This window comes from Citrobacter sp. CK189, from assembly GCF_030333505.1.
GTDB lineage: Bacteria > Pseudomonadota > Gammaproteobacteria > Enterobacterales > Enterobacteriaceae > Citrobacter_B > Citrobacter_B koseri.
Map to the genome: position 1 here is coordinate 154,151 of NZ_JAOWFV010000032.1, position 13,785 is coordinate 167,935.

At 54.1% G+C, this 13,785-nt stretch carries 10 protein-coding genes; 9 read left to right on the top strand and 1 reads right to left on the bottom strand.

The annotated features are described in order from the left end of the window. The first annotated feature begins 158 nt into the window (after nucleotides 1–158). From OGV83_RS02215 to ybaK, 7 genes are all read left to right on the top strand, one after another. A complete protein-coding gene (locus OGV83_RS02215; protein WP_024130581.1) occupies nucleotides 159–1,553 on the top strand; it encodes an MFS transporter in 1,395 nt (464 codons plus the stop codon). A 106-nt stretch (nucleotides 1,554–1,659) separates the two neighbouring features. Further along, on the top strand, nucleotides 1,660–2,691 hold the full coding sequence (locus OGV83_RS02220) for a LacI family DNA-binding transcriptional regulator (RefSeq protein ID WP_024130582.1): 1,032 nt from the start codon (nucleotides 1,660–1,662) through the stop codon (nucleotides 2,689–2,691). Nucleotides 2,692–2,701: 10 nt separating this feature from the next. After that, nucleotides 2,702–3,685: a nucleoside hydrolase gene (locus OGV83_RS02225; RefSeq protein ID WP_464225137.1), complete on the top strand. Its 984-nt coding sequence runs from the start codon at nucleotides 2,702–2,704 to the stop codon at nucleotides 3,683–3,685. 64 nt (nucleotides 3,686–3,749) lie between these two features. After that, on the top strand, nucleotides 3,750–4,463 hold the full coding sequence (locus tag OGV83_RS02230) for an MgtC/SapB family protein (RefSeq protein WP_047458375.1): 714 nt from the start codon (nucleotides 3,750–3,752) through the stop codon (nucleotides 4,461–4,463). 95 nt (nucleotides 4,464–4,558) lie between these two features. Beyond that, a complete protein-coding gene (gene copA / locus OGV83_RS02235; protein ID WP_286463098.1) occupies nucleotides 4,559–7,063 on the top strand; it encodes a copper-exporting P-type ATPase CopA in 2,505 nt (834 codons plus the stop codon). A 143-nt stretch (nucleotides 7,064–7,206) separates the two neighbouring features. Further along, on the top strand, nucleotides 7,207–8,001 hold the full coding sequence (locus OGV83_RS02240; protein ID WP_047458383.1) for a TraB/GumN family protein: 795 nt from the start codon (nucleotides 7,207–7,209) through the stop codon (nucleotides 7,999–8,001). A gap of 200 nt (nucleotides 8,002–8,201) precedes the next feature. After that, nucleotides 8,202–8,681 (top strand): Cys-tRNA(Pro)/Cys-tRNA(Cys) deacylase YbaK, encoded by a 480-nt coding sequence (gene ybaK / locus OGV83_RS02245; protein WP_012133493.1) that lies wholly within the window; start codon nucleotides 8,202–8,204, stop codon nucleotides 8,679–8,681. 81 nt (nucleotides 8,682–8,762) lie between these two features. Here the strand turns inward: ybaK and ushA are convergent, their stop codons facing one another. Beyond that, the gene (ushA, locus tag OGV83_RS02250) at nucleotides 8,763–10,415 is read right to left on the bottom strand and encodes a bifunctional UDP-sugar hydrolase/5'-nucleotidase UshA (RefSeq protein WP_286463099.1); all 1,653 of its coding nucleotides are present in this window, start codon (nucleotides 10,413–10,415) and stop codon (nucleotides 8,763–8,765) included. A 174-nt stretch (nucleotides 10,416–10,589) separates the two neighbouring features. On the opposite strand from ushA, the gene fsr reads away from it, so the two are divergent. Together fsr and ybaL are read left to right on the top strand one after the other, a co-directional pair. Continuing rightward, complete coding sequence (fsr, locus tag OGV83_RS02255) at nucleotides 10,590–11,810, top strand: fosmidomycin MFS transporter (protein ID WP_012133495.1); 1,221 nt, start codon at nucleotides 10,590–10,592, stop codon at nucleotides 11,808–11,810. A gap of 279 nt (nucleotides 11,811–12,089) precedes the next feature. Next, a complete protein-coding gene (gene ybaL / locus OGV83_RS02260) occupies nucleotides 12,090–13,766 on the top strand; it encodes a YbaL family putative K(+) efflux transporter (protein ID WP_047458388.1) in 1,677 nt (558 codons plus the stop codon). Nucleotides 13,767–13,785 lie beyond the last annotated feature (19 nt).

The window sequence follows — 13,785 nt, forward strand, 5'->3', positions numbered from 1 at the left end:
TGTTATAAGTGATCGCTTTCTCAATTCTGATTCTTTCAACTGGTCATTCTACGCGGGTAGATTTATTAATCTGCGGTAAAAATATAATATCTACGCGAGTAGAACGCGAAGAGTATAAACCTGCGACTTATGTCGACAGCTAACTTCAAGGAGTTCTTATGAACACGCATTCATCCTCTGTTCCCCTGACGGACGGCCAACAGGCAGCTCAGGAACGACTGGAAACCCCCGAGGGGCGCCGCGAATTCTGGCGAGCGACATTTTCCTGCTGGTTAGGCACGACAATGGAATATGCCGATTTTGCGCTGTATGGCCTCGCCGCAGGCATTATCTTTGGCGACGTCTTTTTTCCTGAAGCCACACCAGTTATGGCGCTACTTTCCAGCTTCGCCGCCTATTCCGTCGGGTTTATAGCACGCCCCATCGGCGCGCTGTTGTTCGGCTGGATAGGCGACCGTCATGGCCGGAAGACTGTCATGGTTATCACTATCGGGTTAATGGGCATGTCGACCATGTTGATCGGTTTAATTCCCAGCTACGCCCAGATTGGCGTTTGGGCGCCGGTATGCCTGGTCATCTTACGATTTTCCCAGGGGCTGGGCGCCGGGGCAGAGCTTTCAGGCGGCACCGTCATGCTCGGTGAATATGCCCCAGTTAAGCATCGCGGACTGGTCTCCTCGATTATCGCTCTGGGCTCAAATAGCGGAACATTGCTGGCTTCTTTAGTCTGGCTCATCGTACTGCAAATGGATAAAGACGCCTTGCTTAGCTGGGGATGGCGCATCCCTTTTCTTTGCAGCTTCCTCATCGCCGCCGCAGCACTGTTTATTCGCCGCCATATGCGTGAAACGCCCGTCTTTGAGCGTCAAAAAGCACTCCTGCAAGCCGAGCGAGAGAACGCGCTTCGCCAGGGTCAGGAGATGCAACAGTATGACACCCGTAGCTTCTGGCAACGCACCAGAGCGTTCTGGACCATGGTCGGATTACGCATCGGCGAAAATGGCCCCTCCTATCTGGCCCAGGGATTCATCATTGGCTATGTTGCCAAAGTGCTGATGGTTGATAAATCTGTCCCCACTGTTGCGGTATTTATCGCCTCTATTCTGGGATTTGCCATTATTCCGCTGGCGGGTTGGCTTTCTGACCGGTTTGGTAGACGTATCACTTACCGTTGGTTCTGTCTGCTACTGATTCTGTACGCATTTCCGGCATTCATGCTGCTGGACTCTCGTGAACCGTGGATTGTTATCCCGACGATCATTACCGGAATGGGGCTCGCTTCACTGGGCATTTTCGGTGTTCAGGCTGCATGGGGCGTTGAGCTTTTCGGTGTGACCAACCGTTATACTAAAATGGCTTTCGCAAAAGAGCTGGGGTCCATTATGTCTGGCGGTACGGCGCCACTTGTCGCCTCGGCGCTGCTCTCATTTTACGGACACTGGTGGCCTATCGCCGTCTATTTCACCCTGATGGCCGCAATTGGGCTGGTGACGACTTTCTTCGCGCCAGAGACTCGTGGGCGGGATCTCAACTTGCCCGAGGATGCAATTTGAGGCCAGAGAACGTGAGTTGCGCGTTCTTTACCAAAGATTTTTGGGTCATAACGCCTTATGCTGTCAGGAAAAAAGATCACTCTGAACTCAATCAGGTAGGTGCCTTGTGACCCAATCACATTCACAACGCGTAACACGTTCTGATGTTGCAAAAGAAGCGGGAACATCTGTCGCTGTTGTCAGTTACGTTATTAATAACGGTCCGCGCCCCGTCGCCGAAGCGACCCGACAGCGCGTATTGCAGGCCATAAAAAAAACCGGTTATCGACCTAATGGTATAGCGCGCGCCCTGGCTTCAGGCAGCACGCAAACCTATGGACTCATTGCGCCAGACATCTCTAACCCGTTTATCGCCTCAATGGCACATGCCCTGCAACGTGAAGCATTTTCTGATGGGAAAGTGCTCCTGCTGGGCGATGCGGGCGACAACAGCGGACGTGAGCGTGAACTGATTAACAATATGCTACACCGTCAGGTCGACGGGCTTATCTATACCAGTGTTGACCGGCATCCCTATATTGAGCTGATTCAGGAGAGCGGAACCCCCTGCGTCATGCTGGATCGCGTGGACCCTGGGTTGAATGTCAGTGTTATTCAGGTAGATGAACAACTGGCGGCCTGGCAGGTGACGAAGCATCTGATTGATCACGGTTACCGCGATATTGGCATTATTTGTGGTCCGCGTGAAATGTTGAACACCCAGGATCGTATCCGGGGATGGCAGCTAGCGCTGGAAGAGTCATCGCTAATTATCAACCCCTCCTGGATCTTTTCGACTAACTATACCCGCGCCGGAGGTTACGAGGCGACAAAACGCATGTTACAAGGTAAACCACCGCGCGCGCTGTTCGCAACCAACGAACAGCAGGCGCTTGGCTGTTTACGCGCTCTGGCAGAACAAGGATTACGCGTTCCACAGGATGTGGCGCTGGTCTGCTTTAACGCAACACAAGAATCGGCTTACAACGTACCTTCCCTGACCGCCGTCCGACAGCCTGTCGACAAAATGGCTCGTGCGGCAATTGATATGTTGAAAAACTGGGATGGAGAAGTTCGCCGCGTTGAATTTGAGTTTTTTTTACGAGTGGGAGAGTCGTGTGGCTGCCAGGGACATGAAGTACAACCTGAAACCAGATAAAAATAAATCTATGCGCGTGATTATCGACTGCGATCCGGGTAATGGCATTCCCGGCGCCAATATCGATGACGGCCTCGCGCTGGCACTCGCCATTGCCGCGCCGCAAATCTCTCTGGAGATGATCACAACGGTGGCTGGTAATACACCGGTAGAAATCGGATATGCAGTAGCCAAAGACTTCGTCCAACAATTAGGTGTACCCATTTCTGTCTACCGTGGCGCCGCACGCGCGCTCAGAGAAGATCCGCAGCCCTGGCGGGAAAAGCTTGATCATGGTGTAGACCAATATGGCTTACGCCAACTCTGGGCTGATGTCCCCGTTCCGCAGGCATACCAGGCCACGAAGCCTCTTGCGCCTGAGGCGATAGGTGAGCTGATATGCAACAACCCCGGTGAGATAACGCTGGTTGCAACAGGCCCACTCACCAACGTCGCCATTGCTCTACAGCTCTATCCGCAGCTCGTTCATGTGGTGAAGAATATCGTGATCATGGGCGGAGTATTCAATGTTCCTGGCTACCTGAAAGACACTAATTTTGGCCTTGATCCAGAAGCAGCTCATGCCGTACTCACCAGCGGTGCGCCGGTCACATTGGTTCCGATGGATGTCACGACAAAAACCCAAATGCTTCATACCGATTTGGATCGTCTGGCTGCGGCAGAAAACGTTCTTGGTCGCTATCTGGAGAAAACCATTCGCCCGTGGATCACCTACTCTATGCAGACCCGCAATCTGCCTGGCTGCTGGATCCACGATGTTCTGACGATCGCCTGGTTGCTTGATCCCTCGCTCGCCGCAACGACAGAAGACTTTCTGGACGTCTCGCTTGAAGGCCTTACTCGTGGTATGACCTGTCGTTATGGACGTGACACATTACGCCTGGACGTGGGAATACCCGAGCCCAAAGGCGCGATGATAAAAATTCTACAGACTATCGATAACCATCAACTTCTTTCGCTGATTGAACACTACATCCATCGCTACGGCGCATAGCGATGCTGCACAGAAAAAGAAGATATTCGCGCAGTGTATAAGGTTATGTTTTTCTGGGGGAAAAATGAATACGTTAGCACTCATCCTCTCTGGTGAAGGAGAACCAATTTTAATTACATTATGCAAAATTTGCGTCGCTTTTTTCCTGGGAGGAATCATCGGGCTTGAAAGAGAATCAAAGGGAAAGCCTGTCGGGTTTAAAACATGTGTGATTATTTCAGTAGCCAGTTGTGCCCTGACCATTGTTTCGATTCAATCTGCGGAGTATTACGCTGAGATTTCAATGAATATCCGTAGCGATCCTATGCGCCTGGCCGCACAAATCATCAGTGGCGTGGGTTTTCTCGGTGCCGGGGTTATCCTCCATCGCCATGATGATGCGATATCCGGGCTAACAACCGCAGCCATCGTCTGGGCTTCTGCTGGCATAGGAATTACCAGCGGAGCCGGTTTTTATCTTCATGCCCTGCTTGCCACAGGGTTATTTCTGCTGGCTATAAAGCTCAGTTATTTTGTGATCTTTTTACAAACAAAAAACCAGCTCCCCGGCAAAGTAAAAATCCGCATTATTCTTGACGAAAAATCAGGGCTACAAACGCTGGTAGAAAGTATTAATCAGCAAAAAAGCATTATTGAGACCATTACTATCCGCGATGTAAAAAAGGGAAAAATAGAGGTCAACCTTAAGGTTGTGATCAGAAAAAAAATAACCTTGCCCGAACTGTACAGCAACCTTTCTACGCTCGAACACGTCTGCGCTATCGCGCTGGAACACTGAAAAACACGAGTATAAAACAAACTTCTTGACCTTCCCCTTGCTGGAAGGTTTACCCTTTATCACAGTCAGTTAATCCTGTCATAAAGGAGTGTGTTATGTCTCAAACTATCGACCTGACCCTGGACGGTCTGTCCTGTGGTCACTGCGTCAAACGCGTGAAAGAAAGTCTTGAACAACGTCCTGACGTTGAACAGGCAGACGTCACGGTAACCGAAGCGCACATTACCGGCAGCGCCAGTGCCGAAGCGCTTATTGAAACCATTAAACAAGCCGGTTACGGCGCGGAGTTAAGCCACCCAAAGGCTAAACCGCTGGCGGAGTCATCAATCCCGTCGGAAGCACTGACAGCGGTTCCCCCTGAGCTTCCGGCAGCGACGGCCGATGATGATGAAAGCCAACAGCTGCTGTTAAGCGGCATGAGCTGCGCCAGCTGTGTTTCCCGGGTGCAAAACGCGTTGCAAAGCGTACCGGGCGTCACACAGGCACGGGTAAACCTGGCGGAACGCACTGCGCTGGTAATGGGCAGCGCGTCCGCCGCAGATTTAGTGCAGGCGGTAGAGAAAGCAGGCTACGGCGCAGAAGCGATCGAAGATGACGTTAAACGCCGCGAACGCCAGCAGGAAACCGCACTCGCTACCATGAAACGCTTCCGCTGGCAGGCGATTGTCGCGCTGCTGGTCGGCGTGCCGGTGATGGTCTGGGGGATGCTCGGCGACAACATGATGGTCACCGCCGATAACCGCAGCCTGTGGCTGGCAATCGGCCTGGCGACCCTTGCCGTGATGGTTTTTGCGGGTGGACACTTTTACCGCAGCGCATGGAAAAGCCTGATGAACGGCACCGCCACGATGGATACGCTGGTGGCGCTCGGCACCGGGGTGGCCTGGCTGTACTCGATGAGCGTCAACCTGTGGCCGCAGTGGTTCCCGATGGAAGCGCGCCATCTCTATTATGAAGCCAGTGCGATGATCATCGGTCTGATCAACCTCGGACACATGCTGGAAGCCCGCGCGCGCCAGCGCTCTTCTAAGGCGCTGGAAAAATTGCTCGACTTAACCCCGCCGACGGCGCGCGTGGTCACTGATGACGGTGAAAAAAGCGTACCTCTGGCGGATGTACAGCCGGGCATGTTGCTGCGTCTGACCACCGGCGACCGTGTGCCGGTAGACGGTGAAATCACTCAGGGTGAAGCCTGGCTGGATGAAGCGATGCTCACTGGCGAACCGATCCCGCAGCAGAAAGGCGAAGGCGACAGCGTTCACGCCGGAACCGTGGTGCAGGACGGCAGCGTGCTGTTTCGCGCAAGCGCAGTCGGCAGCCATACCACCCTGTCGCGCATTATTCGCATGGTGCGCCAGGCACAGAGCAGCAAACCGGAAATCGGTCAGCTTGCCGATAAAATCTCCTCGGTGTTCGTGCCAGTCGTGGTGGTGATTGCCCTGGTGAGCGCAGGTATCTGGTATGTCTTTGGGCCGGCGCCGCAAATTGTTTACACGCTGGTGATCGCCACCACCGTCCTGATTATCGCCTGTCCGTGTGCGCTGGGTCTGGCGACACCGATGTCGATTATCTCGGGCGTCGGACGCGCCGCTGAATTTGGCGTCCTGGTACGCGACGCCGACGCGCTGCAACGCGCCAGCACGCTGGACACCGTGATATTTGATAAAACCGGTACGCTGACGGAAGGTAAACCGCAGGTCGTCGCCATCAGGACATTTGGCGATACCGATGAGGTGGGCGCCTTACGTCTGGCGGCCGCGCTGGAACAAGGCTCCAGCCACCCGCTGGCGCACGCTATCCTGGAAAAAGCCGCCGACGCCGCCCTGCCTCAGGTGAATAACTTTCGGACGTTACGTGGCTTAGGCGTTAGCGGCGAAGCGGACGGGCATACGTTGCTGTTAGGCAATCAGGCGCTGCTGAATGAACAACAGGTTGTCACGACCGAAATGGACGCTGAAATTTCAGCGCAGGCTTCTCAGGGGGCAACGCCCGTATTGCTGGCGATTGACGGAAAAGCCGCGGCGCTGCTGGCGATCCGCGATCCGCTGCGCAGCGACAGCGTCGCAGCGCTTCAGCGCCTGCACCGCGCCGGGTATCGTCTGGTGATGTTAACCGGGGATAACCCGACCACCGCCAACGCCATTGCCAAAGAAGCCGGGATTGATGAGGTGATCGCGGGCGTGCTGCCGGACGGTAAAGCCGATGCGATTAAGCGTCTGCAAAGTCAGGGACGTCAGGTCGCAATGGTCGGCGATGGCATCAACGACGCACCGGCGCTGGCGCAGGCGGATGTCGGCATCGCGATGGGCGGCGGCAGCGACGTGGCGATTGAAACTGCGGCGATAACCCTGATGCGCCATAGCCTGATGGGCGTAGCTGACGCGCTGGCCATCTCACGGGCGACCCTGCGAAACATGAAGCAGAACCTGCTCGGCGCGTTTATCTATAACAGCATCGGCATCCCCGTTGCCGCCGGGATTCTGTGGCCGTTCACCGGCACGCTGCTTAACCCGGTTGTGGCAGGCGCGGCAATGGCGCTTTCCTCAATTACCGTGGTGAGCAACGCCAACCGGTTGTTGCGCTTTAAACCAAAAGAATAAGGCGCCTGCGCTAACGCTTATCCGGCCTACGCAGCACTCTCATCGTAGGCTGGATAAGATGCTTTTGCGTCGCCATCCGGCATTTCACGCATTGCACCTTCCAGAGCCACACGCTAGCATGGTTTTCCACTAAGGGAGGGCGTATGGATCTGTTATACCGGGTAAAAGCGTTATGGGCTGCACTGCGCGGCAACCATTATACCTGGCCCGCCATCGACATCATGTTACCCGGCGATCGCTGTTTTCATCTTGTGGGCAGTATTCACATGGGAACGCGCGATATGGCCCCCCTTCCGGCAAAACTGCTTAAAAAGCTCAGGCAGGCGGACGCGCTGATTGTTGAAGCCGATGTTTCAGGCAACGATTCGCCTTTTACCGACCTGCCTGCCTTTGCCGACCTGGATGAGCGAATTAGCGACGAGTTACGTCAGCGCCTGCATAAAATCACCCATGAACTGGGCATTTCCCCTTCTCTCTTTTCGACCCAGCCGTTATGGCAAATCGCCATGATATTGCAGGCGACTCAGGCGCAACAACTGGGGCTGCGACCGGAATACGGTATTGATTACCAGTTGCTGAAAACGGCAAAACAGGCGCAAAAACCGATCATCGAACTGGAAGGCGCTTCCAGCCAGATCGATCTGCTGTGCCAGCTCCCTGATAACGGACTGGCGCTACTGGATGATACCCTGACGCACTGGCATACCAATGCCAGACTGCTGCAACAGATGATGAGCTGGTGGCTGAAATCGCCCCCGCAGAATAATGCTATTTCGTTGCCGAATACCTTCAGTCAGTCGCTGTATGATGTGCTGATGCATCAGCGAAATGTCGCCTGGCGGGAGCGTCTGCATGCCATGCCGCCGGGGCGGTACGTCGTGGCGGTCGGCGCGCTTCATCTTTACGGGGAAGGCAATTTGCCTGCGCTAATGCGTTAAAAAAATGGCCAATATTTCTATTGGCCCGTCAAAGAGGAATTTCATCGTTATTATTATGCCAGGACGTAGCGCCCTGGTTATGTCGATTGTCGCTCAAAGTCACCATCCTGCCAATACTATTGCGCAAGATGGTACTATTTTTTAGACCACCATCAGGCGTATGCTTTAAGGGTATTTTGTCTGGGCCAGGAATAATTGCTATGACACCCGCCGTAAAATTACTCGAAAAAAACAACATTACTTTTCAGATCCACGCCTACGATCACGATCCGTCAGAAACCAATTTTGGCGATGAAGTGGTGCGCAAATTAGGCCTGAATCCTGATCAGGTTTACAAGACGCTGCTGGTTGCCGTAAACGGCGATATGAAGCACCTGGCGGTCGCGGTAACGCCCGTTGCCGGACAGCTGGATCTGAAAAAAGTAGCGAAAGCGCTGGGGGCTAAAAAGGTCGATATGGCCGATCCGATGGTCGCCCAACGGACGACAGGTTATCTGGTCGGCGGCATCAGCCCGCTGGGGCAGAAAAAACGGCTGCCGACGCTGATTGACGCGCCAGCCCAAACGTTCGCCACCATTTATGTTTCCGGCGGCAAACGCGGGCTGGACATCGAGCTGGCGGCGGGCGATTTAGCCAAAATTCTGGATGCGAAATTCGCCGATATCGCTCGCCGGGATTAAGCGATTTTAGAATGATTGCCTGATGGCGCTACGCTTATCAGGCCTACAAACCGCATTGACCCGTACCGGCACTACGCCCTGTTACTGCCAGCTGACTTCGCCCTTCGGCTCATACGCGCTGGCATCCAGCGGTGAGTTCTTCTGCACGTACTCTTTCAGCACTTCCGCATCAATAAACCCGGTATTCACGTATCCCGGTTTATTATCAATTTGCGGATACCCGTCGCCGCCCGTCGCATTGAAGCTCAGCGTCGCCATCCGGTAGGTTTTCGCCGGGTCAACAGGCTCGTCTTTAATTTTCAGGTCATGAAGTTTGCCGTCTTTCGCCACAAAACTGACGTTCGCAAACTGCGGATACGCCCCGGAATCCGGCTTCATCTGCGCGACGGCGGTCAGGTAATCAATTACTTCTTTACCGCTCATGTCGACATAGACCACTACGTTGCCAAACGGCTGCACCTTGAGCACGCTTTTATAGGTAATGTTGCCGCCTTCAATGGAGTCGCGAATCCCCCCGCCGCTCATCACGCCGAAATTGGCGCTGGTGCGCGCGATTTGCGCGGCCAGAATCAGATGGCCCATATTAGTCTGCACAAAGCGAACTTTGTTGCGATCCCCTTCAAGACGACCATTGACGCTGCCAATCTTCACGTCCAGTTGCGCTTTACCTTTGTTCTGGAATGGCGTCAGAAGCGAGAGCATTTGCTGATTTTCTGAAATTTCCGGGGTGTAAAGTACGCGCTCACTTTTCCCGTTATCCCAGGTGACTTTCTTCTTCAGGTTTACCGGAATGAGCTGATAGTTGACCATTTTCATCTCGCCGTTACGGAACTCAAAGTCCGCGCGGCCAACGTATTTTCCCCACTCATGCGCCTGCACAATCCAGATGCCGTTCTGCTTATCCGGCGCGCAAGGCGTACCCGGCACATAATCAACCTGCTTTTTGTTTTCGGACGCCATGCACACCGGGTCCTGTGAGTGACCACCCACAATCATCGCCAGCGAGCCTTTTGGCAGACTACGCGCCATTTCAACATCGCCCGGCGCGTTCGAACCGTGATCGCCGTTGTCATAGTGCCCCATGTGGGTAGTGGCGATAATGATGTCCGGCTTTTCATTCATTTGCAGTTCCTGAATCACCACCTTCGCCTCTTCGGCCGGTTTACGGAACTCGATATCGGTGAAGAATTCCGGGTTACCGATCTTCGCGGTGTCGTCCGTCGTCAATCCGAGGACGGCGATCTTCAGATCCTGGCGTTTAAAAATAGCCCAGGGCTTGAACAGACGTTCTCCGGTACTCTTTTGGTAGATATTGGCGGAGAGGAAGGGGAATTTGGCCCACTTTTCCTGCTGACGCAGCACACTGAGCGGATTATCAAACTCATGATTACCGACGGCCATCGCATCGTAGCCAATCAGGTTCATACCACGAAAGTCAGGTTCCGCGTCCTGCAAGTCGGACTCCGGTACGCCAGTGTTAATGTCACCGCCGGAAAGCAGCAGCACGCTGCCGCCTTCAGCCGCAACCTCTTTGCGAATGCCGTCCACCAGCGTTTTTTGCGCCGATAAACCGTACTCGCCGTATTCGCTGCGCCAGAAATGGCCGTGGTGATCGTTAGTATGCAGAATGGTGATTTTATAGGTTTTATCTTTTTCATAAGCCTGAACAGGCTGGCTTGCCAGCGTAAACGCGGCAAACAATGCCAGCGCCACACCCCGTTTCAAAAATTTCATGCTTCTCTCCCTGACTCAATATCAACCGCTGAAATTACAATGATCTGAAATAATAGTCGAAAATGTTTTCAGAATTGAGACTTCCTTCAAACACCGTCCACAGGTATGTTAGTCGAGTAATAATTACAAATTCGATTATCCCCAACATCGCAAACAAAACAGAAGTGACATTCTATGGCAATGAGTGAACCAACCCAGCCGTTAGCGGGCGCCTCTGCTGCGGCGACTAAAGCACGCACCTCGTTTGGCATCTTAGGCGCGATCAGCCTGTCTCATTTGTTGAACGATATGATCCAGTCGCTAATTTTAGCGATTTACCCGCTGCTGCAATCAGAGTTTTCCCTGACCTTTATGCAGATAGGGATGATTACCCTGACCTTCCAGCTCGCCTCCTCCCTGCTCCAGCCGGTCGTCGGATACTGGACGGATAAATATCCCATGCCGTGGTCGCTCCCCATTGGGATGTGCTTTACGCTGAGCGGTCTGGTACTGCTGGCGCTGGCGGGCAGTTTTGGCGCCGTGCTGCTGGCGGCGGCGCTGGTCGGCACCGGTTCTTCGGTATTTCATCCAGAATCTTCCCGCGTGGCGCGTATGGCCTCCGGCGGACGCCACGGGCTGGCGCAATCCATCTTCCAGGTTGGCGGCAACTTCGGCAGCTCGCTGGGGCCGCTACTGGCTGCTGTCATCATCGCGCCATATGGCAAAGGTAATGTGGCCTGGTTTGTATTAGCCGCGTTGCTGGCCATTATTGTGCTGGCACAGATCAGCCGCTGGTATGCCGCGCAACACCGGATAAGTAAAGGAAAACCGAAGGCGACCATCGTCAATCCGCTGCCGCGCAATAAAGTGATACTTGCCGTCAGCGTGCTGTTAGTCCTGATTTTCTCCAAATACTTCTATATGGCGAGCATCAGCAGCTATTACACCTTTTATCTGATGCAAAAATTCGGATTATCGGTACAAAACGCACAGTTTCATCTGTTTGCCTTCCTGTTTGCCGTTGCGGCTGGAACGGTAATCGGCGGACCTCTGGGTGATAAAATAGGCCGAAAATATGTTATTTGGGGCTCAATTCTGGGTGTAGCGCCGTTTACTCTCGTTTTACCCTATGCAACCCTGCACTGGACGGGGATTTTAACCGTGATAATTGGTTTTATCCTCGCATCGGCCTTTTCTGCCATCCTGGTGTATGCGCAGGAACTGCTTCCGGGGCGTATCGGTATGGTTTCTGGGCTCTTTTTCGGTTTCGCGTTCGGTATGGGAGGCCTTGGCGCTGCGGTATTAGGCCTGCTCGCCGACCACACCAGTATTGATTTGGTCTACAAAATATGTGCTTTCCTGCCACTTCTGGGAATACTGACCATATTCTTGCCTGACAACCGACATAAAGCCTGATTTTTCTGCGGCCAAAGGTAAACTTTGGTCGCACTCTCTTCCAGTCACCGTAAGCCTTTAGCTCACAGACACCCCGCCAGTTTTCCAATCCGTGCCTTTTTTATTCTAAATTCCACTTTTCATCAAATTTCAACAATTATTCATAAACATAAACATCGAAATTGTCATAAACTATTACCTGGAATTTTGGTTTCTCTGGCACCATCGTTTGTGAGGCTGTGCGAGCGATGACGCCAGGGCGACCAAAAATGGATCAACATAACGACCAAAGGAGACGGAATGCATCACGCCACCCCGCTTATTACCACCATTGTTGGCGGCCTCGTGCTCGCTTTTATACTCGGCATGCTTGCCAATAAACTGCGTATTTCTCCTCTGGTGGGATATCTGTTAGCGGGCGTTCTTGCGGGGCCATTTACTCCGGGTTTTGTCGCGGATACCAAACTTGCGCCTGAACTGGCGGAGCTTGGCGTAATCCTGCTGATGTTCGGCGTCGGGTTGCACTTTTCATTGAAGGATCTGATGGCGGTAAAGGCCATCGCCATTCCCGGCGCGGTCGCCCAGATAGCCGTGGCGACGTTGCTGGGTATGGCGCTTTCAGCGGTGTTGGGTTGGTCGCTCATGACCGGTATCGTCTTCGGGTTATGTCTTTCAACCGCCAGTACCGTGGTGCTGCTGCGCGCGCTTGAAGAGAGACAGCTTATTGACAGTCAGCGCGGGCAAATCGCCATCGGCTGGCTGATTGTGGAAGATCTGGTGATGGTTCTGACGCTGGTTCTTCTGCCCGCCGTGGCGGGAATGCTGGAAAAAGGCGATGTCGGCTTCGCGTCGCTGGCAGTTGATATGGGCATCACCATCGGTAAAGTGGTGGCGTTTATCGCCATTATGATGCTGGTTGGGCGCCGTCTGGTGCCGTGGATTATGGCGCGCAGCGCCGCTACCGGCTCCCGTGAACTGTTTACCCTTTCCGTACTGGCGCTGGCGCTGGGCATCGCCTTTGGCGCCGTCGAGCTGTTTGATGTCTCCTTTGCGCTGGGCGCTTTCTTTGCCGGGATGGTGTTAAACGAATCAGAATTGAGCCACCGCGCCGCGCACGATACGCTGCCGCTTCGCGACGCCTTTGCGGTCCTGTTCTTTGTCTCCGTCGGGATGCTGTTTGACCCGTTAATCCTGATTCAACAGCCGATGGCGGTACTGGCTACGCTGGCCATTATTATCTTTGGTAAATCGGTTGCCGCTTTCTTCCTGGTTCGCCTGTTCGGGCACTCGCCGCGCACCGCGCTGACCATCGCCGCCAGCCTGGCGCAGATTGGTGAATTTGCCTTTATTCTGGCAGGTCTGGGCATGGCGTTGGATCTGCTGCCGCAGGCAGGGCAGAACCTGGTGCTGGCGGGCGCGATTCTGTCGATTATGCTCAACCCGGTGCTGTTTGCGCTGTTAGAGAAATACCTCGCCAAAACGGAAACGCTGGAAGAGCAGACGCTGGAAGAAGCGATCGAAGAAGAGAAGCAGATTCCGGTGGATATCTGCAACCACGCGCTGCTGGTCGGTTTTGGCCGCGTCGGTAGCCTGCTGGGCGAAAAACTGATGGCGGCAGGCATTCCGCTGGTGGTCATTGAAACTTCACGTACCCGCGTGGATGAGCTGCGTGAGCGCGGTATTCGCGCCGTACTGGGGAATGCCGCTAACGAAGAGATCATGAACCTGGCGCATCTGGACTGCGCTCGCTGGCTGTTGCTGACCATTCCGAACGGTTACGAGGCCGGTGAAATCGTGGCCTCCGCCCGCGAGAAATGCCCGCACATTGAGATTATCGCACGCGCGCATTATGACGATGAGGTGGAATACATCACCGAGCGCGGAGCGAATCAGGTGGTGATGGGCGAGCGTGAAATTGCCCGCACCATGCTGGAGCTGCTGGAAACCCCGCCCGCAGGCGAAGTGGTGACGGGTTAAACGGTGTGATGCCGGATGG

What these genes read in the sequence shown, in the direction of transcription:
- OGV83_RS02215 (WP_024130581.1), top strand. Translation starts at nt 159, where the DNA reads ATGAACACGCATTCATCCTCTGTTCCCCTGACGGACGGCCAACAGGCA.
- OGV83_RS02225 (WP_464225137.1), top strand. Translation starts at nt 2,702, where the DNA reads ATGCGCGTGATTATCGACTGCGATCCGGGTAATGGCATTCCCGGCGCC.
- OGV83_RS02230 (WP_047458375.1), top strand. Translation starts at nt 3,750, where the DNA reads ATGAATACGTTAGCACTCATCCTCTCTGGTGAAGGAGAACCAATTTTA.
- copA (WP_286463098.1), top strand. Translation starts at nt 4,559, where the DNA reads ATGTCTCAAACTATCGACCTGACCCTGGACGGTCTGTCCTGTGGTCAC.
- OGV83_RS02240 (WP_047458383.1), top strand. Translation starts at nt 7,207, where the DNA reads ATGGATCTGTTATACCGGGTAAAAGCGTTATGGGCTGCACTGCGCGGC.
- ybaK (WP_012133493.1), top strand. Translation starts at nt 8,202, where the DNA reads ATGACACCCGCCGTAAAATTACTCGAAAAAAACAACATTACTTTTCAG.
- ushA (WP_286463099.1), bottom strand. Translation starts at nt 10,415, where the DNA reads ATGAAATTTTTGAAACGGGGTGTGGCGCTGGCATTGTTTGCCGCGTTT.
- fsr (WP_012133495.1), top strand. Translation starts at nt 10,590, where the DNA reads ATGGCAATGAGTGAACCAACCCAGCCGTTAGCGGGCGCCTCTGCTGCG.
- ybaL (WP_047458388.1), top strand. Translation starts at nt 12,090, where the DNA reads ATGCATCACGCCACCCCGCTTATTACCACCATTGTTGGCGGCCTCGTG.